This is a genomic window from Actinopolyspora mortivallis, assembly GCF_003001495.1.
Lineage (GTDB): Bacteria > Actinomycetota > Actinomycetes > Mycobacteriales > Pseudonocardiaceae > Actinopolyspora > Actinopolyspora mortivallis_A.
On record NZ_PVSR01000001.1, the window covers coordinates 350,475 to 368,168 of the forward strand.

Annotated in this window: 19 protein-coding genes; 11 read left to right on the forward strand and 8 right to left on the reverse strand. The window is 69.9% G+C overall.

Annotation, left to right across the window (positions count from 1 at the left end):
* The first annotated feature begins 109 nt into the window (after positions 1 to 109).
* Complete coding sequence (locus CEP50_RS20710) at positions 110 to 1,006, forward strand: NADP-dependent oxidoreductase (RefSeq protein WP_106112107.1); 897 nt, start codon at positions 110 to 112, stop codon at positions 1,004 to 1,006.
* A 76-nt stretch (positions 1,007 to 1,082) separates the two neighbouring features.
* Here CEP50_RS20710 and CEP50_RS01590 read toward each other — a convergent pair whose 3' ends face one another.
* Positions 1,083 to 1,385: a hypothetical protein gene (locus CEP50_RS01590; RefSeq protein WP_106112108.1), complete on the reverse strand. Its 303-nt coding sequence runs from the start codon at positions 1,383 to 1,385 to the stop codon at positions 1,083 to 1,085.
* Between the two features lie 137 nt (positions 1,386 to 1,522).
* Here CEP50_RS01590 and CEP50_RS01595 point away from each other — a divergent pair, with 137 nt between their 5' ends.
* The 7 genes from CEP50_RS01595 (at position 1,523) to CEP50_RS01625 (ending at position 6,610) form a co-directional block, all read left to right on the forward strand.
* Positions 1,523 to 2,380 carry a helix-turn-helix domain-containing protein gene (locus tag CEP50_RS01595; protein ID WP_146134715.1) on the forward strand — a complete coding sequence of 286 codons (858 nt, stop codon included), beginning with the start codon at positions 1,523 to 1,525 and terminating at the stop codon, positions 2,378 to 2,380.
* A 27-nt stretch (positions 2,381 to 2,407) separates the two neighbouring features.
* Positions 2,408 to 2,572 (forward strand): DUF397 domain-containing protein, encoded by a 165-nt coding sequence (locus CEP50_RS01600; RefSeq protein WP_258174719.1) that lies wholly within the window; start codon positions 2,408 to 2,410, stop codon positions 2,570 to 2,572.
* 104 nt (positions 2,573 to 2,676) lie between these two features.
* On the forward strand, positions 2,677 to 3,099 hold the full coding sequence (locus CEP50_RS01605; RefSeq protein ID WP_146134716.1) for a hypothetical protein: 423 nt from the start codon (positions 2,677 to 2,679) through the stop codon (positions 3,097 to 3,099).
* A gap of 47 nt (positions 3,100 to 3,146) precedes the next feature.
* Positions 3,147 to 3,638: a DUF3558 domain-containing protein gene (locus CEP50_RS01610; protein ID WP_258174721.1), complete on the forward strand. Its 492-nt coding sequence runs from the start codon at positions 3,147 to 3,149 to the stop codon at positions 3,636 to 3,638.
* A gap of 54 nt (positions 3,639 to 3,692) precedes the next feature.
* Positions 3,693 to 4,184, forward strand: coding sequence for a DUF3558 domain-containing protein (locus tag CEP50_RS01615; protein ID WP_258174723.1), 492 nt, complete (start codon positions 3,693 to 3,695; stop codon positions 4,182 to 4,184).
* A gap of 9 nt (positions 4,185 to 4,193) precedes the next feature.
* Entirely contained in the window at positions 4,194 to 5,723 is a 1,530-nt protein-coding gene (locus CEP50_RS20715; protein ID WP_106112113.1) for a PPE domain-containing protein, read from the forward strand.
* Positions 5,720 to 6,610, forward strand: a complete 891-nt coding sequence (locus tag CEP50_RS01625; protein WP_258174661.1) for an ESX secretion-associated protein EspG — start codon at positions 5,720 to 5,722, stop codon at positions 6,608 to 6,610. The genes CEP50_RS20715 and CEP50_RS01625 overlap by 4 nt, the downstream gene beginning before the upstream one ends.
* Before the next feature lie 36 nt (positions 6,611 to 6,646).
* Here the strand turns inward: CEP50_RS01625 and CEP50_RS01630 are convergent, their stop codons facing one another.
* Positions 6,647 to 7,000 carry a hypothetical protein gene (locus CEP50_RS01630; protein ID WP_106112114.1) on the reverse strand — a complete coding sequence of 118 codons (354 nt, stop codon included), beginning with the start codon at positions 6,998 to 7,000 and terminating at the stop codon, positions 6,647 to 6,649.
* A gap of 169 nt (positions 7,001 to 7,169) precedes the next feature.
* On the opposite strand from CEP50_RS01630, the gene CEP50_RS01635 reads away from it, so the two are divergent.
* Genes CEP50_RS01635 through rraA form a run of 3 tightly spaced genes read left to right on the forward strand, consistent with a single transcriptional unit; the run spans position 7,170 to position 9,207 of the window.
* Positions 7,170 to 8,039 (forward strand): metallophosphoesterase family protein, encoded by an 870-nt coding sequence (locus tag CEP50_RS01635; RefSeq protein WP_106112115.1) that lies wholly within the window; start codon positions 7,170 to 7,172, stop codon positions 8,037 to 8,039.
* Positions 8,036 to 8,731 carry a 4'-phosphopantetheinyl transferase family protein gene (locus CEP50_RS01640; RefSeq protein ID WP_106112116.1) on the forward strand — a complete coding sequence of 232 codons (696 nt, stop codon included), beginning with the start codon at positions 8,036 to 8,038 and terminating at the stop codon, positions 8,729 to 8,731. The genes CEP50_RS01635 and CEP50_RS01640 overlap by 4 nt, the downstream gene beginning before the upstream one ends.
* Positions 8,728 to 9,207 (forward strand): ribonuclease E activity regulator RraA, encoded by a 480-nt coding sequence (gene rraA / locus CEP50_RS01645; protein ID WP_106112117.1) that lies wholly within the window; start codon positions 8,728 to 8,730, stop codon positions 9,205 to 9,207. The genes CEP50_RS01640 and rraA overlap by 4 nt, the downstream gene beginning before the upstream one ends.
* A 70-nt stretch (positions 9,208 to 9,277) precedes the next feature.
* On the opposite strand, the gene pgl is transcribed toward rraA, so the two are convergent.
* The 6 genes from pgl to tkt all read right to left on the reverse strand — a co-directional run bounded on the left by pgl (position 9,278) and on the right by tkt (position 17,543).
* Complete coding sequence (pgl, locus tag CEP50_RS01650) at positions 9,278 to 10,024, reverse strand: 6-phosphogluconolactonase (RefSeq protein WP_106112118.1); 747 nt, start codon at positions 10,022 to 10,024, stop codon at positions 9,278 to 9,280.
* Positions 10,021 to 10,992, reverse strand: coding sequence for a glucose-6-phosphate dehydrogenase assembly protein OpcA (opcA, locus tag CEP50_RS01655; protein ID WP_106112119.1), 972 nt, complete (start codon positions 10,990 to 10,992; stop codon positions 10,021 to 10,023). Before opcA ends, pgl begins: the two co-directional genes overlap by 4 nt.
* Positions 10,989 to 12,518, reverse strand: coding sequence for a glucose-6-phosphate dehydrogenase (zwf, locus tag CEP50_RS01660; RefSeq protein WP_106112120.1), 1,530 nt, complete (start codon positions 12,516 to 12,518; stop codon positions 10,989 to 10,991). Before zwf ends, opcA begins: the two co-directional genes overlap by 4 nt.
* A gap of 28 nt (positions 12,519 to 12,546) precedes the next feature.
* Positions 12,547 to 14,172 carry a glucose-6-phosphate isomerase gene (locus tag CEP50_RS01665; RefSeq protein WP_106112121.1) on the reverse strand — a complete coding sequence of 542 codons (1,626 nt, stop codon included), beginning with the start codon at positions 14,170 to 14,172 and terminating at the stop codon, positions 12,547 to 12,549.
* A 147-nt stretch (positions 14,173 to 14,319) separates the two neighbouring features.
* The gene (gene tal / locus CEP50_RS01670) at positions 14,320 to 15,426 is read right to left on the reverse strand and encodes a transaldolase (RefSeq protein ID WP_106112122.1); all 1,107 of its coding nucleotides are present in this window, start codon (positions 15,424 to 15,426) and stop codon (positions 14,320 to 14,322) included.
* Between the two features lie 47 nt (positions 15,427 to 15,473).
* The gene (tkt, locus tag CEP50_RS01675) at positions 15,474 to 17,543 is read right to left on the reverse strand and encodes a transketolase (protein WP_106112123.1); all 2,070 of its coding nucleotides are present in this window, start codon (positions 17,541 to 17,543) and stop codon (positions 15,474 to 15,476) included.
* Positions 17,544 to 17,694: the final 151 nt, after the last annotated feature.

Sequence of the window (17,694 nt, forward strand, 5' to 3'; positions counted from 1 at the left end):
GATCCGGAAGGTGTGGATTCCGGGCCGGGTCCGTCCGTCGTGGCGGGCCCGGTCTTTTCGTGGGAGTTTCGGGGAGGCGACAGGAAGCGTCGTTCCGGGAGGCGGGGGTATGCGCGCCGTTCAGTTCTCCGAGTACGGTCCCTCGGACGTGTTGCGGCTGGTGGAGGCGGGCGCGCCGGAACCCGGCCGGGGGCAGGTTCGGGTCGCTGTCCGGGTGGCCGGAGTCAACCCGCTGGACTGGAAGCTGCGCAGCGGGGTGATGCCCGAGCTCGCGCTGCCGCGCCGCCCCGGGCTGGAGCTGGCGGGCGTGGTGGACGCCGCCGGGGAGGAGGCCCCCTTCGACGCGGGGGAGGAGGTGTTCGGCTGGGCCGACACCGGTTCGTACGCCGAGTACGCGTTGGCCTCGCTGGTGGCGCGTAAACCTCCGGAACTGTCCTGGCGGGACGCGGCGGCCCTGCCGGTGGCGGGGGCGACGGCCTCCCGGGTGTTGCGCCAACTGGAGGTGACCAGCGGAGAGGTGCTGTTGCTGCACGGGGCCAGTGGGGCCGTGGGCAGGCTGGCGACGCAGCTCGCGGTCGGCATGGGGGCCACCGTGGTGGGCACGGCCTCCCCGGAGCGTTTCGAGGACCTGCGTTCGCTGGGGGCGGTGCCCGTGGCCCACGGAGAGGGGCTGGTGGATCGGGTGCGGGAGGTGACCTCCCGGGTGGACGCGGTGTTCGACGCGGCGGGCAAGGGGGTGCTGCCGGCCTCGGTGGAGTTGCGCGGGGGCACCGAGCGGATCGTCACCATCGCGGACACGCGGGCCTCCGCGCTGGGGGTGGTGTTTTCCAGCGGTGGTTCTACGGAACGCGGTACCGGTGTGCTCGACGAGCTCGCCGGGCGTGTCGTGGCGGGCGAGTTGGACATCGCCCACGCGGGGTCCTATCCGTTGAGCGAGGCGGCCCGGGCGCAGGACGACAGCGAGACCGGACACAGCGGCGGCAAGATCACCCTCGACGTCGGGTGAGCGAGCGCGAGACCTCCGAGTGACCTCCCGGTGTGCCGATGAGCGCACCGGGAGGTTTTTTTCGGAGGTGGCGGTCTCAGGCCCAGACGAGGTGGAGGGGGTGTGTTCGGGTGCTGAGGCGGTGGTGGGCGGTGGCGGCGTCGCGGAAGCCGAGGTGGATGCTGCCGCCGGTGCCGAGCAGGTCGGCCCGGTCGGGGTGGGCCAGGCCCCAGTAGTGCAGCACTGCCTGCTGGCACTGGCCGATCTCCTCGCAGAGGGCGAACACCCGTGGGGCGCGGTCGGTGACCATGTCCTGGAGCGCGGCCAGGAACTCCGCGCGGCTGCCCGGCGCGGGCGGGCCGGACCGGTCGGTGTCGGAGAAGTCGGGGAACCCGATCATGAACGTCTCCTAAGGTCGGAAAACAGGGTCGCTAACACGTTAGCCATTAACAGTTAGCTTTGTGGATTCCACGATCAGGTGATCATGGTGAGAGTTCGCCCTTGGGGGAGACTGGAGACTCCGTGCGGGAGGTGCTTGTGACTGAGCGAATGGATCCGGTGTCCTTGCGGAGACGAATCGGTGCGCGGCTGCGCCAGGCACGTGCTGACGCGGGGAGAACGACCAGCGAAGCGGCGGCCGAGTTGGGATGTTCACGCGGGAAGATCAGCCAGATGGAGGCGGGTATGTACCGCCTTCAACATCGGGACGTGCGTGATCTGCTCAGGTTCTACGGTGTCGCGCAGTCCAGCGCGGAGCCTCTCGTGGAATGGGCCAAACGCTCTTCCGAGCCGAGCTGGTGGGCTCCTTACGCGGAGGTGGTCGAGGACTGGTTCGCCTTCTTCCTCGGTTCGGAGGGTGAGGCGGTGCGGGAGTTCAACTACGAACAACTGGTCGTTCCCGGCCTGCTGCAGACCGCGGAGTATGCCGCCGCGTTGACGGCTGCCAGCCGCAGCGTCGCGGAGGAGGACAGGGGCAAGGTGGCCGAGCTCAGATTGGAACGACAACGCCGTCTCACCGATGAGGATCCGCTCGTGCTGCACGCGGTGATCGAGGAGTCCGCGCTCCGACGTCCGATCGGCGGTTTGGCTGTGTTACGCAACCAGCTTCGGCATCTGGTGGAGATGGCAGATTTGTCTCATGTGGAGATACAGGTCATGCCTACCGGTGTCGGTGCTCACTCAGGGCTGGACGGCAAGTTCGTTCTGCTGGAGTTCCAGGACTTCGGCCCGGGGGTGTTCCTGGAAGGACACCCCGTGATCGGCGCTCGTTTCGAGGTTGAGGACCCGACTTTGACGGAGACCTACACTTCTATCGCGAAAGCTCTTCGGGAAGAGGCGCTTGATCAGCAACGGTCGATCGAGCTCATGGAGAGTGTGATCGCCGAGTTGGGATAGAGGTGTTCGGTGCGAGTCACGTCCGATGTGGTATGGCGGAAGTCCTCTCACAGCATGAACCAGGGCGCCTGTGTCGAGGTGGCCTTCGCCGACGACGGGGTGTTGGTGCGGGACTCCAAGGATCCGACGGGCTCGGTGGTGCGTGTGGGCGCACGCGAGTGGACGGCGTTCCTGCGGCGAGTGCGTGGATGAACCCCGGCGACAGGGTGGTTGTTCCGGTTTCTCCGGACGGATCACTGCCGGGCTCGCTAGAGTGCGACGGGGAGGCACATCCGCGTGTGCGAGAGGTGAGCGTGATGACGACGGTGGGTGGCCAGGATTCCGGATTCTCCGAGGCGAGTGCGGCCTTGGGAGCCATCCGGGAGGAGAACACCTGGATCCGGCAGCAGATCGACGCGGGCGGGCTGAGCATGAAGCCCGACGCCGCCGATCAGGCGGCCAAGGTGTACGAGGAAAAGGCCCGAAAAGTGGATGCCCTTATCGACGCTGCTGAGAGGTTACAACAGGTCCCCGGTTTGGGGGATTACCCGTCGGGTCGGCAGTTGGCGGAGAAGTTCGGGCAGAAGGCAAAGAACGGTTCTACCGGCGCGGCGGATCTGTTGGGGCAGTTCGCTGACGAGCTGCGGCGCAAGGCTGGGTTGTTTCAGGAGGCCAAGAAGAAGTATCAGGCCACCGACGAGCAGATCAGCGGTGATCTGGGTAGGGGGATCCAGCAGTGAGCAGGTGGAGGAACTCGGCTGCGGCCGTGCTGGCCAGTGCCGCACTGGTGGGTGCCACGGCGTGTTCGCCGAGTGGAGGAGTCGAGGACTCGACGGAGACAACAGTGCCCTCGTCTTCTCAGAGAACCTTGGCGAGCGTGGATCCGTGCGCGGTGTTGTCGGATGCTGAGTTGAAGTCTTTCGGCCTGAAAGGGGCGGGTGAACTCAAGGATGAGTTGCCGTGGTCGCCACGGTGTTACTACGAGGGTGATCCGGTTAATATGAGCTTGGAGAAGAATCCGCGTCGGACGGTAGCTTCTGCGGAGCAGCAGGACACGTGGGCGGAGTTTGAGCGGGTCGAGGTCAATGGTCGCGCTGGTGCCCGTGCGATCACCAAAGGGGCCACGCAGGCACGGACTTGCAACGTGATGTTCGATGCCGGCCAGGGAACGATGCTCGTTCGTACACGCGAAGTTCATCTTCCTGACGATCTCGACGAGTGCGCCGAGGCTTTGAAGATCGCGGAAACAGTGGAGCCGAAGGTTCCGGAGCCGGCTTGAGAGGCATGTGTGCGAAGTGGGTTGAGAGGCGCCGTGTTGGCCGGTGTGGCGTTGGTGGGGGTCACGGCGTGTTCGCCGAGTGGGGGTGCTGACGAGGCTGGTCGGACCTCGGCTGCCAAGCCGTCGGAGGAGGTCCTGGCCGGGGTGGATCCGTGTGACATCCTGCCGGATGCCGAACTGGAGTCCTTCGGAGTGTCGACGACAGGTGAACCTACGAACAGGCCGCCGTGGGCCCCTGGGTGTCATTACAGAGGGGATTCTGTGACTGTGTCTGTTCGCAAGGAGACCCGGGACACGGTGGCTTCCGCGGAGCAGAAGGACGTGTGGGCCAAGTTCGAGCGTACCGAGGTGAACGGTCGTGCCGCCGCCACGGCGATCGTGAAGGGAGCGACGCAGGCACGGATGTGCAGTGCGTTGTTCGATGCCGGGCGGGGGATGATTCAGATCCAGGCCACCGAAGTTCGTCCTCCGGATACTGTGGACGAGTGTGCCAAGGCGTTGGAGTTCGCGGAGATGGTGGAGCCGAAGGTTCCGGAGCCTGCCTGAGGGGGCGTCATGGGGTTCGGAAAGTGGTTGGAAGAACAGGCCGGCGCGGTCGGTGACGCCGTCGGCGGCGCGCTGAACAGCGCGGGCAACGCGGTGTCCGAGGCCGCTGGCGCCACCGTGGACGCCGTCGGCTATGTGGCCGGGACGGTACGCGACGACGTCGGCAGCATACTCGGGTTCGACACCCGGGCGGAGAACGCGCACCAGGAGCGGGCGGCGGAGGCGGCAGAGGAGGGCGAGCGGCTGCGTCAGGAACTGGCCGAGCGCAACCGCAGGCTGGACGCCCCGGCGGGCTACGACCCGCCCTCCATCCGGGAGCAGGAGAACTGGCGCTCCTTCAGCCACCGGCGGATCTACGACACCAACCAGCAGACCCTGAGTCAGTCCGACGCGGCCGCCATTGCTGAGGCCTGGCGCAGCATCGGCCAGGAACTGGGTAAAATCGGCGAGCAGCTGGCGAGCGACTCCGCCAAGGCCATCGACGGTGGCTGGTCCGGCCGGGCCGCCGAGGCGGCCAAGCAGTCCGCCCAGCCCCTGGCCCGGTGGTCGCAGAACAGTGGCGAGTGCTTCCGGCTGACCGGCAACAAGATCGAGGAGGCCGGTTCGGCGGCCGGCCAGGTCAAGGCCATGGTCCCGGAGCCGCAGGACCACGACCTCAGTCGGGCGATCATCGCCAATGTCGCCGGCGGCCCCACCATGGGCACGACCGACGCAGTCCGTCAGCAGTACGAACGGCAGCAGGCCGAACGGCAGGCCCAGGAGACCATGGAGCGGGTGCTGGGCAGCACTTACCGCAACGTGGACACCACGGTGCCCGCCTACCGCCAGCTCGACGGCAACCCCGCCCACCCGCCGGACGCGGGCCGGGGCGGTGCGATGGCGGTGGGAGCGGGGCTGCCGGCGGGAGGTGCCGGAGGCGCCGGTGCGGGTGGTGCTTCCGCCGCCGGGATCGGTTCGGTCGGCTCCAGCGGAGGCGGGTATCCGGGTGGCGGTGGTTACCCGGGCACGGGAGGACCCGGCTCCGGTGCGGGCGGAGGCGTGCAGCCGCCGGAGTTCGGCGGGCACAACCCGGAGACCCTGCCCGGCACGGGAAGCCCCACGCCCCCCTCGGGCAGCGAGTCGGCCTGGGCTCCCGACCCCTCCACCGGAGGACCCGGTCTCGGCGTGGGCGGCCCCGGTGCGGGAGGTGTCTCCGGAGGCGCCGGAGGCGCCGGAGGCGTCGGCGCCGGAGGTGGCGCGGGCGGTTACGTCGGAGGAGGCCTCGGCGGTGGTGCCGGGACGGGCTCGGGCCTCGGCCCGGGCGGACGCTCCGGAACGGCCCCCGTCAAGGGCGGAACCGCCGGTCCCACCTCGGGGTCCGGGGTCGCCGCGGGAGCGGGACGAGCCGCCGGGGGCCGGGGTCCCATGGGCATGGGACCGGCCGGACAGCGCGGCCAGGGCGGTGAGGACGAGGAACACGAGCGTCCCAACTGGCTGGAGGAGTGGGACGACGTGTGGTTCAACGACATGCCCCGGACCGCCCCGCCGGTCATCGAATGACACGACCACCGCGGGCACGGATCAGTCCGATCGCCGGACCCGCCTCGGAACAGAAGGGGACGAGTGTGGCCGTCTCGGGCCGTTGGCAGCTGCATCCGCTGCACCTGTACTTCGTGCACTCCTACCTCGGGCTGGACGATCTCACCCTGCCGTTGGAGATCACCCCCTACACCCGGACCCGTCAGGAGTTCGCCGAAGTCGGCAAACGCGAGTACGACACCATGTGCTCGGCCGGGCTGATCGTCGACGACGAGGTCGAACCCGGTCTGGCCCGGGCCCTGACCGTGCTGTCCAAGCCCTACCTGTGGGTGGACTCGCTGTGGGTGCCCGAGGCGGGAAAACAGGCCCTGTGCCGCGCGGTCGCCGCCGTCACCGACGGCAACCGCATCGTGCTCGGCGTCCAACCACCGGGTGAGGACGACAGCCACGGCGGAATGCTCACCGTCGAACTGCACGAGCGGGTGACGCTGTCCCAGGCGCTGCTGCCCACCCTGCCTCCCGCTCCGCCGGGAAGGCAGGGAGCGGCGAAGGTCCCGGAGAGCTCCTTCCCGACCTCGGAGCGCGAACGGGAGCCCGCCGAACAAGGGGTGCTGCAACAGGTCTCCGTCACCCGGAGCGGCACCAGCGGCGACCGCCAGCTGGAGCTGTACCGCGCCATCGGCGCCGCCCGACACCCCCGGGCCGGGCAGCTCGCCGCCAACTGCCGGGACCGCACCGGGCGGGTGCACCGCTCCCAGGTGGTGCGCTGGTTCGACAACGTCGACGACGGACGCTACCTCGACCACACCGAACGCGGCAGCACCGGCGAGACCGTCTACGCCCTCCTGCCGGCCGACGCCGCCACCCTCGGCCGCCGCGTCGAGGAGCTCGTGGCCACCGTGCGGTGAGCCGCGCCCACCGGCGAACCGTTTCGCCCCGAGGCTCTACCAGGGCATCAGGTCGGTGATGAACTCGGTGGCCAGCCGGTAGTTCTCGTAGGCCTCGGGGTCGTCCGGCCCGCCCGCCTCCATCATCTCGTCGTAGGCGCGGGCCTGCGCGGACATGGCGTTGTGCAGCAGCAGTGCCTGCTGACGGAACTGGTCGAAGGTCGCCCGCAGCGACTCGCTGTCCAACCCCAGCTTGTCCAGTTCGTCCAGTGCGGGCTGCTGCTGCGGGTGCATCCGCTCGGCCAGCAGCCGCCACCCCGCGGACTGGCGGCGCAGCACCTCGGAGAACCCGGGGTCCTCCGCCTCGTCCGGCGCGGAACCGTCCCCGTCGTAGCCCTCGGAGTCGTCCATACCCGTATCCTGCCACCGCCCTCCCCGCCCGTGTGCCGGTGTTCGGAACACTCCCCCTTGGCGCGACCCCTTGGGTCCGCAGGAGGGGAGGGGAGTGCGGGCCGCTCGGGGTGCGGTGTGCGACACGTCTCCTCCCGTATCGGGGTGACCGGCCGGTAGGGTCTGGCGCATGGCGGCGCCGTCGTTGCTCGCGACCAGCGATCTGCACGTCTCGCACCGGGACAACGTGCCGGTGCTGGACACGATCCGCCCCCGCACCGACGGGGACTGGCTGATCGTGGCCGGCGACGTCGCCGAGAACACGGAGACGATCCGGTGGGCGCTCGGGGTGCTGCGCGAGCGCTTCGCCCGGCTCATCTGGGTACCCGGCAACCACGAGCTGTGGAGCCCGGCCGACGACCCGGTGCGGGCCCGTGGTGTGGAGCGTTACGAGCACCTGGTGCGGATGTGCCGCGAGCTGGACGTGACCACCCCCGAGGACCCCTATCCCGTGTGGAACGACGGGCACCGCGAGGTCGTGGTCGCACCGCTGTTCCTGCTCTACGACTACAGCTTCCGCGCGGAGGGCAGCACCGCCGAGCAGGCGCTGGAACACGCCTACGAGACCAGGGTGGTGTGCACCGACGAGGTGCTGCTGCACCCCGACCCGCACCCGACTCGGACCGCCTGGTGTCACGAGCGGGTGCGCTACACCCGCGCCCGTCTCGAAGAGGTGCCGGAGGAACTGCCGACGGTGCTGGTCTCGCACTGGCCGCTGCACCGCGCCCCGACCCGGCGGCTGTACCACCCCCAGTTCGGCATCTGGTGCGGAACCGAACTCACCGCCGACTGGCACCTGCGTTTCCGGGCCGTGGCCGAGGTCCACGGCCACCTGCACATTCCCGTCACCGACGTGATTGACGGAGTCCCCTTCGAGGAGGTCTCGCTCGGCTACCCGCGGGAGTGGCGCAGGCGCGGAGGGCCGGGGACACCGGTGCACAGCATCCTGCCTCCCGCGCCCGAACGCACCTTCGAGGAGCTGGTGAGGGCGCACCGATGATCGAACGGATCCTGCCGGAGGAGGTGGTCTCCTCCGAGACCTTCGGCGACGATCCGCGCGCCAGGCTGCTGCCGCAGGAGGAGCGGTTCGTCGCCAGAGCGGTGCACAGCAGACGACGGGAGTTCACCGTCGCCCGGCACTGCGCCCGACGTGCCCTCGCCCGGTTGGGTTACGACGAGGTTCCCGTCCCCCAGGGGGAGTCCCGGCAGCCGGTCTGGCCCGCTGGGGTGGTCGGCAGCATCACCCACTGCACCGGTTACTGCGCCGCCGCCGTCACCTCCTCCGCCGACGTGCTGACCGTGGGCATCGACGCCGAGTCCGACGCGCCGCTGCCCACCGGAGTGCTCGACCAGGTGAGTACGGAGGAGGAGCGGAGGCTGCTGGAGCAGCTGCCCGACGGCGACAACTGGGACCGGCTGCTGTTCAGCGCCAAGGAGAGCGTGTACAAGGCCTGGTTCCCGTTGACCGGGCGGTGGCTGGGCTTCACCGACGCCTTCGTGCGTTTCGAGCGGGGCGGGCGCTTCCGGGCCGAACTGACCGTGCCCCCCGTGGAACTGCCGGCGGGGACACTCACCGGATTCACCGGGCACTTCGTGACCTCGGCCGGGCTGATGGCCACCTCGGTGGTCGTACGTCCCGGCGACCTCCGAGGGCGGAACCGACCGAACGGAAAGGAACCCACGAGACCATGACCACCACGACCGCCGATCTCGCCGACCGCGACGGCGACGACGTGCGCAGCTGCGACCTGCAACTGCGGAGTTTCGGAACCCGCCGGGTGTTTTTCGGTCCGATCCGGACGGTGCGGTGCTTCCAGGACAACGCGCTGCTGAAGAAGCTGCTCTCCGAACCGGGCGAGGGCGGTGTGCTCGTCGTGGACGGCGCCGGATCGGTGCACACCGCGCTGGTGGGGGACCTGATCGCCGAACTCGGCAGGTCCCACGGATGGAGCGGGATCGTCGTCAACGGCGCGATCCGCGACTCCGCCGTCATCGACGGCATGGAGTTCGGCATCAAGGCGCTGGGCACCAACCCCCGCAAGAGCTCCAAGACCGGAGCGGGCGAGGCCGACGTGCCCGTGGAGTTCGGAGGGGTCCGCTTCGTCCCTGGCGAGTACCTGCTCAGCGACCACGACGGTGTGGTGGTGAGCCGAACCCCGATCGAGTGATCCAGATGGAGCGACCGGCCGGGGTGGCGGCCCGGGAGGCATGCTGCGCCTCCCGGGCCGCCACCGGTGGTCACAGTCCGGCGGCGGCCTCCCGGTCCAGCAGCCACAGGGTGCGGTCCCTGCCCCGGGCTCCGGCGGCGGGGATCTCCACCGGATCGGCCCCGGACAGTGCCCGAGCCACCGCCTCGGTCTTGCCCGCGCCCGTGGTCATCAGCCACACCTCGGAGGCGGCCCGCACGGCGGGCAGGGTCAGCGAGATCCGCTCCGGCGGCGGTTTCGGGCACTGCCGCACCCCCACCACCGGGTGCGCGGTCTCCCGCACGTACGGCGTGTCGGGAAACAGGGAAGCCGTGTGGCCCTCCTCCCCGACACCCAGCATCACCACGTCGAAGCGTGGCACCGGCGTGTCCTCGTTGGCCCCGGCGAGCGCGCCCAGCACCTCGGCGTAGTGCGCCGCGGCCACGTCCGGGTCCCCGCCGAAACGCCCGTCCGAGGAGGGCATGGGGTGCACCCTGTCCGGGTCGAGCTCCACGTGGTCCAGCAGGGCCTGCCGGGCCTGGGTCTCGTTGCGTTCCCCGTCCCCGTCGGGCAGGAAACGCTCGTCCCCCCAGAAGACGTCCACCGCCGACCAGTCCACCGCCCGGTGGGCGGGGGACTTCCGCAACCGGGCCAGCACGTCGATGCCGGTGCGTCCCCCGGTGAGCACCACCGAGGCCACGCCCCGTGCCTGTTGGGCGTCCACGATCCGGGTGACGAGCCGCGCGGCGGCCGCCTCCGCCAGCGTCTCCGCGTCCGGATGCACGACGACTTCGTTCATGACTGTTGTCCCGCCGATACCGGTTCGGACTGCTCGGAGCTCTCCTCCGGGTTCCGGCGAACCACGTTGGACAGCCCGCGCAGTGTGCTTTCGTAGATCTCGTCCGGCCCCAACCTGCGCAGCTCCTCGGTCAGGCAGTCCCGCACGGCGCGGCGTTGCAGCGTCACCCTGCGGTCGGGCTGCCCCGGTTGGGTGAGGTAGCCGATCTTGCCGTCCGGGCGGACCACCTCGACGTTGCCGCTGGGGCGCTCCAGCACGGCCGAGACGATGCCGGGCCCCTTGTGGATCTCCCGCCGCACCGGGATGCCGAGGCTGGCGGCCAGCCACCCGGCGAGCAGGTCGGTGGAGGGGGAGTCTGCCTCCCCGGAGACGGTGGCCGCCCGGACCGGCTCCAACGGGGGCTGGTCCAGGGCTGCGGCCAGCAGCGCCCGCCAGGAGGTCAGCCGTGTCCAGGCCAGGTCGGTGTCCCCGTCCACATAGGAACGGGCCCTGGAACCGAGGGCCTCGATCGGGTCGGGCTCGGCGGCCGCGTCGGTGATCCTGCGGTGTGCCAGCTCCCCGATCGGGTCCTTGGCCGGGTGGTCGGGGGCGTCGTTGGGCCACCAGGCCACCACCGGGGCGTCCGGCAGCAGCATCGGAACCACCGAGCCGGCCCCCTCCTCGGCCAGCTGGCCGTACAGCCGCAGCACCACGACCTCGGAGGCTCCGGCGTCGCCGCCGATGCGGATCTGCGCGTCGATCCGGGGAGCGGCCTGCCGCGCCCCCTTGGCGACCACGATCACCCGCGCCGGGTGTTCCCGACTGGCCTCGTTGGCCGCCTGGATGGCCTGCTCGGTCTCCGAGCTGTCGTCGGTGACGATGACCAGGGTGAGCACTCTGCCGAGCGCTACGGCACCACCGGACTCACGCAGCTCGACCAACTTCTTGTTGACCTGCGAGGTGGTGGTGGAGGGCAGATCGACAATCACGGCCGCCTCCAGACGCGTCCACTGCGGGCCAGCATCGCCTCCGCCGAGGGTGGCCCCCAGGTTCCTGCCTTGTACTTCTCCGGGTATCCGTGCTCGGCCCAGTAGTCCAGCACCGGGTCGAGGATCTGCCAGGACAGTTCGACCTCCTCGTTGACCGGGAACAGGGAGGGCTCGCCGAGCAGCACGTCCAGCAGCAGGCGCTCGTAGGCCTCCGGGGAGGACTCGGTGAAGGCGTGGCCGTAGCCGAAGTCCATGGTCACGTCCCGCACCTCCATCGAGGTGCCCGGGACCTTGGCCCCGAACCGCATGGTGACCCCCTCGTCCGGCTGGATCCGGATCACCAGCGCGTTCTGGCCGAGCTCCTCGGTCATGGTGTCGTCGAACGGCAGATGGGGGGCGCGTTTGAACACCACGGCGATCTCGGTGACCCGCCTGCCGAGGCGCTTGCCGGTGCGCAGGTAGAACGGCACCCCGGCCCAGCGGCGGTTCTCGATCTCCAGGGTGATCGCGGCGAAGGTCTCCGTGCGGGAGTCGGAGGCGAAACCTCCCTCCTCGTGCAGGCCGGGAACCTGCTGCCCGCCCTGCCAGCCACCGGTGTACTGCCCCCGTGCCGTGGTCTCGGCGAAGGGACCCACCGGTTTGGTCGCCGACAGCACCTTGCTCTTCTCCGCGCGCAGGTCGTCCGGGGAGAACGACAGCGGCTCCTCCATGGCGGTCAGCGCCAACAGCTGGAGCAGGTGGTTCTGGATCACGTCACGGGCCGCGCCGATCCCGTCGTAGTAGCCCGCGCGTCCGCCGAGTCCGATGTCCTCGGCCATGGTGATCTGCACGTGGTCCACGTAGTGGGCGTTCCACAGCGGTTCGAACAGCTGGTTGGCGAAGCGCAGCGCCAGGATGTTCTGCACCGTCTCCTTGCCGAGGTAGTGGTCGATGCGGAACACCGAGTCCTCGGGGAAGACCTCGTTGACGATGCGGTTGAGTTCCTGGGCGCTCTCCAGGTCGTGCCCGAAGGGTTTCTCGATGACCACGCGCCGCCACGTGTCCGCCGACTGCTCGGCCAGCCCCGAGCGGGACAGGTGGGTCAGCACGGTGGGGAACATCGACGGCGGGACCGACAGGTAGAAGGCGTGGTTGCCTCCGGTGCCCCGTTCCTCGTCGAGTTCCTTGATCGTCTGACTGAGCCGGTCGAACGTGGCCGGGTCGTCGAAACTGCCGGGCACGAACCGGATCCCTTCGGCCAGCCGGTCCCACACGGCCTGGTGGAAGGGGGTGCGCGCGTTCTCCTTGACCGCCTCGTAGACGACCTCGCCGAAGTCCTGGTTCTCCCACTCCCGCCGGGCCACGCCGGTGAGGGCGAAACCGGGAGGCAGCAGGCCCCGGTTGGACAGGTCGTAGATGGCCGGCATCAGTTTCTTGCGCGACAGGTCGCCGGTCACCCCGAAGATCGTCAGTCCGGAGGGCCCGGCGATGCGGGGCAACCGCTTGTCCCGAGGGTCACGCAGTGGGTTGTGCGCAGGGGAGCTCACGTCTCGTCCTTTCCCGATAGGTCGCGCCTCAGCCGGCCGCACGCAGATCCTGCACCGCCTTGACCAGCTCCACCAGTCCGGCGGCGCGGTCGGTCAGGTGCAGGCGCAGCACCGGACGGTGCTGCTGTGCGAGGACCTGGCCGTCCCCGAGGGCCTGGGCACGCTGCAACGCACCGAGGGTGTACGGCTGTCCCGGGACCTCCATGTCCGAGCCGGGGTCCCCGGTGATCTGCAGGAAGACACCGTTCTGGTGGCCACCCTTGTGGTACTGCCCGGTGGAGTGCAGGAAACGCGGTCCCCAGCCGAAGGTGGTCTGCAGCCCGCTGCGCCGCGCCAGTTCCGGACGCAGCACACTGATCGAGGCGTCGTCCAGCCGGTCCAGATAGGCCTGCACGGCCAGGTAACCGTTCCGCGGCGCGGCGTTGACCAGTGCGCGCAGCGCCTCGGCCACCGTTCCGACCCCGGCGGAGAGCCACTCGCCGTTCGGGTGGATCTCGACGGCCCCGTCGACCGTGAGGGGAGTGGCCGCCGGGCCGCCGGCGGGACCGTCCAGCAGACCCCGTGCGGCCCGCTTGGCGGCCTCCACGTCCGGCTGGTCGAAGGGGTTGATGCCGATCAGCCTGCCCGCCAGGGCCGTGGCGAACTCCCAGAGCAGCATCAGACCGCCGAGCGGGCCGTGAGTGCTGACCGAGGCGGTGCCGTCGGCCGGGCCGATGGCCACGGGAGTCGCGTCCTGCCCCGCCGTGGCGAAGCCGGGCGCCTCCACGTTCTCCACCGGAACCGGCAGCAGGCCGAGACCCGACTTGCCGGTGGACTCGGCGATCAGCTGCTCCACCCAGTCACCGAACCCGACGATGCCCGAGCCGCTGTCGGCGAGGACGACCTTCTCCGCCCCGTTGTCGTGGGCCGCCGCCAGCGCCGCCGCCAGCCGCACGGCGGGGTTGGCGGGGTCGTCGGACCGCAGATCGGGGAAGGCGGCGGCCGCGTCGTCGAGCAGCGCGGCGATGTCCGCGCCGGCGAGCCCGGCCGGAACCAGCCCGAACGCGCTCAGCGCGGAGTAACGGCCGCCCACGTTGGGGTCGGCGGTGAACACCCTGCGGTAACCGGCCTGCTCACCCAGTTCCTGCAGGGGGGACCCCGGGTCGGTCACCACGATCATGCGTCGCGCCGGGTCGATGCCCTTCTCGGTGAAGGCCTGTTCGAAGATCCTGCGGTGACTGTCGGTCTCCACCGTGGTCCCCGACTTGGAGGAGACCACCACCACGGTGCGGTCCAGCTCGCCCTCCAGGGCGTCGGCGACCTGCCCCGGGTCGGTGGTGTCGAGCACGACCAGCTGGGTTCCCGCCGTGGCGGTGATGACCTCGGGGGCCAGCGAGGAACCGCCCATGCCCGCGAGCACCACGCGGCTGAGGCCCTCGTCGTGCAACTCCGCGCGCAGCGCGTCGATCTCGGCGAGCAAGCCGCGGGACGTCTCGTGCAGCGTCGTCCACGCCAGGCGCACCGAGGCCTCCGACTCCGCCTCCGGTCCCCAGAGGGTGGGGTCGGAGGCGGCGAGCTTGCTCGCGGCCCGGTCCTCGACCAGCCGCTGGACCAGGGGCTCGGCCTCCCGTGCCAGCGAAGGATCGGTGATCTCGGCTGAGGTGTCAGTCGTCATAGGGTTCCTTCGCGCTCGATCGTCACCACGTGACGAAAAGGTGCACACGTTGACAGGCGGCCGCCGGCACCTCCGACCGGGCGGCCGCCTGCGTCCGGGGGACACCCGTGTGTCGGAGGACCGCCTCCCACACACGGGTGTCGCCGGTCACCGAGCCTGTTCGAGCTGCTGCGAGACCGTCTGGAGCAGCTCGTTCCAGGACTTCTCGAACTTCTCCACGCCCTCGCGTTCGAGGACGGCGTAGACGTCGTCCAGGTCGATGCCCGCCGCCGACAGGGAGTCGAAGACCTCCTGGGAGGCGGCGGCCGTGCCACGAACCGTGTCACCCACGATGTTGCCGTGGTCGGCCACGGCGTACAACGTGGACTCGGGCATGGTGTTGACCGTGTGCGGGGCCACCAGCTCGTCGACGTAGCGCGTGTCGGAGTACTCGGGGTTCTTCACCCCGGTGGAGGCCCACAGTGGGCGCTGCCGACGCGCACCGGCCCGTTCCAGGGGCTGCCAGCGTTCCCCGGCGAACACTTCCTCGTAGGCGGCGTAGGCCAGCCGGGCGTTGGCGATGGCGGCCTTGCCGTACAGGTGTTCGGGGGCGTCGATCGCCTTCAGCCGCTTGTCGATCTCCGAGTCCACGCGGGAGACGAAGAACGAGGCCACCGAGAAGATCTGGCTGATGTCGTGGCCGTTGTCCCGGGCCTGTTCCAGGCCGGAGATGAACGCCTCCATGACCTCCCGGTACCGCTGCACCGAGAAGATCAGTGTCACGTTGACGCTCACCCCCTCGGCGAGGGTGCGCGTGATGGCGGGAAGTCCCTCCACCGTGGCCGGGATCTTCACGAACATGTTCGGCCGGTCCACGGCCTTGGCCAGCTCCAGCGCCTCGGAGACCGTGCCCTCGGTGTCGTGCGCCAGCCGGGGGTCCACCTCGATCGAGATCCGGCCGTCCTCACCGTCGGTGGCCCGGTGGACCTCGCGGAAGACGTCGGCGGCGTCCCGGATGTCCTTGGTCGTGAGCTCGCGGACCGCCTGGTCCACGCTCGCTCCCCGCGCGGCGAGCTCGGAGATCTGCTCCTGGTAGTCCCGCGCGTCGGACATGGCCCCGGCGAAGATCGTGGGGTTGCTGGTCACCCCGACGAGGTTGTGGTTCGCGATCAGCTCGGCGAGGTTGCCGGAGTTGATCCGCTGCCTGGACAGGTCGTCCAACCAGATGGCCACCCCGGCGTCGGTGAGAGCCTGTAGGTTGCTGTTACCGCTCACTGATTACCTCCGTCGTTCGCAGCGGTCGTGTCGTGGCGTGCGCGGCCTCAACCGGAACGCACGCTGTTCAGGCTCCGCCGCGCGGCCGCGACCACGGCTTCGGTCGTGATGCCGAACTTGTCGAACAACGTCTTGTAGTCGGCCGAGGCGCCGAAGTGCTCCAGCGAGACGATCTCACCGTGGTCACCGGCGAAGCGGTGCCAGGGCTGGGCGATGCCCGCCTCGACGAAGACCCGGGCGCGCACCGAGGACGGCAGCACCTTCCGGCGGTACTCCTCGTCCTGCGCGTCGAACCACTCCACGCACGGCATCGACACCACACGGGTGGCAACGCCCTCGTCTTCCAGAATCTTCCTGGCTTCCACGGCCAACTGCACCTCGGAGCCGGTGGCGGTGAGGACCACTTCCGGGGTACCCGAGGAGGCCTCGGCCAACACGTAACCGCCCCGGGCGACCCCGGCACGGTCGGTTCCCTCCAGGGTGGGAACTCCCTGGCGCGTGAGGGCCAGACCGGCCGGGCCCTCGGGCCGCTCCAGCACCGCCTTCCACGCGGCCGCCGTCTCGTTGGCGTCGGCCGGACGCACCACCGACAGGCCCGGGATGCCGCGCAGGCTGGCCAGCTGCTCGACGGGCTGGTGGGTCGGACCGTCCTCACCCAGCCCGATCGAGTCGTGGGTCCACACGTAGATGGTGGGCACGCGCATCAGCGCCGCCAGCCGCACGGCGGGCCGCATGTAGTCGGAGAAGATCAGGAAGGTACCACCGTAGGGGCGGGTGCCGCCGTGCAGCGCGATGCCGTTGAGCACCGAGCCCATGGCGTGTTCCCGCACACCGAAGTGCAGCGTCCGCCCGTAGGGGTGGGCGGGGAACATGTTCGTGGAGATGCTTTCGGGACCGAAGGAGTCGGCCCCCTTCATCGTGGTGTTGTTGCTCTCGGCGAGGTCCGAGGAGCCTCCCCAGAGTTCGGGCAGCACGTCCCGGACGGCCGCGAGGACCTCCGCGGAGGCCTTGCGGGTGGCGATCCCCTTGGCGTCGGGTTCCCAGCTCGGCAGCACCTCGTCCCACCCGGCGGGCAACTGACGCGCGTTCATCCGGTCGAGCAGCGTCTTGCGCTCCGGGTTCTCCGCCGCCCACGAGTCGAAGGCGATCTGCCACTTCTCGTGGTCGGCACGCCCGCGTTCGGCGACCGCGCGGGTGTGGGCCAGCACGTCCGGGGAGACCTCGAAGCTCTTCTCCGGGTCGAAGCCGAGGGCCTTCTTGACCTCGGCGACCTCCTCCGCACCGAGGGCGGCCCCGTGCGCCTTGCCGGTGTTCATCTTGGTGGGCGCCGGGTAGCCGATGACCGTGCGCAGCACGATCAGGCTCGGCCGGTCCGTCTCGGCACGGGCGGCCTCCAGGGCGTCGAGGAAGCCCTGTACGTCCTCACCGCCGTGGACGGTGACCACGTGCCAGCCGTAGGCCTCGTACCGCTTCGCGGTGTCCTCGGACAGTGCGATGTGGGTGTCGTCCTCGATGGAGATCTCGTTGGAGTCGTAGATCACCGTGAGGTTGCCCAGCTGCTGTGTGCCGGCCAACGAGGACGCCTCGGCGGTGACCCCCTCCTCGATGTCCCCGTCGGAGGCGAGCACGTAGATCTGGTGGTCGAAGACGCTCTGGCCCGGTTCGGCGTCCGGGTCGAACAGTCCGCGCTCACGCCGGGCCGCCATGGCCATGCCGACCGCGTTGGCCAGTCCCTGGCCGAGCGGGCCGGTGGTGGTCTCCACCCCCGTGGTGTGGCCGTACTCCGGGTGGCCGGGGGTGAGCGAGTCCCAGGTGCGCAGCGCCTTGATGTCGTCCAGCTCCAGCCCGTAGCCGCACAGGTAGAGCTGTAGGTACAGTGTCAGGCTCGAATGGCCGGCGGACAGCACGAAGCGGTCCCGGCCGATCCAGCCGGCGTCGTTGGGGTCGTGTCGCATCACGCGCTGGAACAGCGTGTACGCGACGGGGGCCAGACTCATGGCGGTGCCGGGGTGGCCACTTCCGCATTTCTCGACCGCGTCGGCGGCCAGGACGCGGATCGTGTCCACGGCGCGCTGGTCCAGCTCGGTCCAGTCCTCGGGAACTCGTTTGGTGGTCAAACGGGCAAGGTCGTCTGTGACGGACACTCCTCGCGGCTCCAGTTTCCCTCGTGCGGTGAATCCGGTCGAACTTGACCGATTCGTTCCGCTGTTATCCCTCGTCCAACGTGCAGCGTAGTCCTGGTGGAGGGCCGCTGTCGCGACCCGTCCG

Excerpts from the sequence above, each read along its gene's own strand:
- pgl (WP_106112118.1), bottom strand. The coding sequence starts at position 10,024 with ATGAACGAAGTCGTCGTGCATCCGGACGCGGAGACGCTGGCGGAGGCG.
- rraA (WP_106112117.1), top strand. The coding sequence starts at position 8,728 with ATGACCACCACGACCGCCGATCTCGCCGACCGCGACGGCGACGACGTG.
- CEP50_RS20715 (WP_106112113.1), top strand. The coding sequence starts at position 4,194 with ATGGGGTTCGGAAAGTGGTTGGAAGAACAGGCCGGCGCGGTCGGTGAC.
- CEP50_RS20710 (WP_106112107.1), top strand. The coding sequence starts at position 110 with ATGCGCGCCGTTCAGTTCTCCGAGTACGGTCCCTCGGACGTGTTGCGG.
- CEP50_RS01605 (WP_146134716.1), top strand. The coding sequence starts at position 2,677 with ATGACGACGGTGGGTGGCCAGGATTCCGGATTCTCCGAGGCGAGTGCG.
- CEP50_RS01630 (WP_106112114.1), bottom strand. The coding sequence starts at position 7,000 with ATGGACGACTCCGAGGGCTACGACGGGGACGGTTCCGCGCCGGACGAG.
- CEP50_RS01665 (WP_106112121.1), bottom strand. The coding sequence starts at position 14,172 with ATGACGACTGACACCTCAGCCGAGATCACCGATCCTTCGCTGGCACGG.
- CEP50_RS01625 (WP_258174661.1), top strand. The coding sequence starts at position 5,720 with ATGACACGACCACCGCGGGCACGGATCAGTCCGATCGCCGGACCCGCC.
- CEP50_RS01590 (WP_106112108.1), bottom strand. The coding sequence starts at position 1,385 with ATGATCGGGTTCCCCGACTTCTCCGACACCGACCGGTCCGGCCCGCCC.
- CEP50_RS01640 (WP_106112116.1), top strand. The coding sequence starts at position 8,036 with ATGATCGAACGGATCCTGCCGGAGGAGGTGGTCTCCTCCGAGACCTTC.
- CEP50_RS01635 (WP_106112115.1), top strand. The coding sequence starts at position 7,170 with ATGGCGGCGCCGTCGTTGCTCGCGACCAGCGATCTGCACGTCTCGCAC.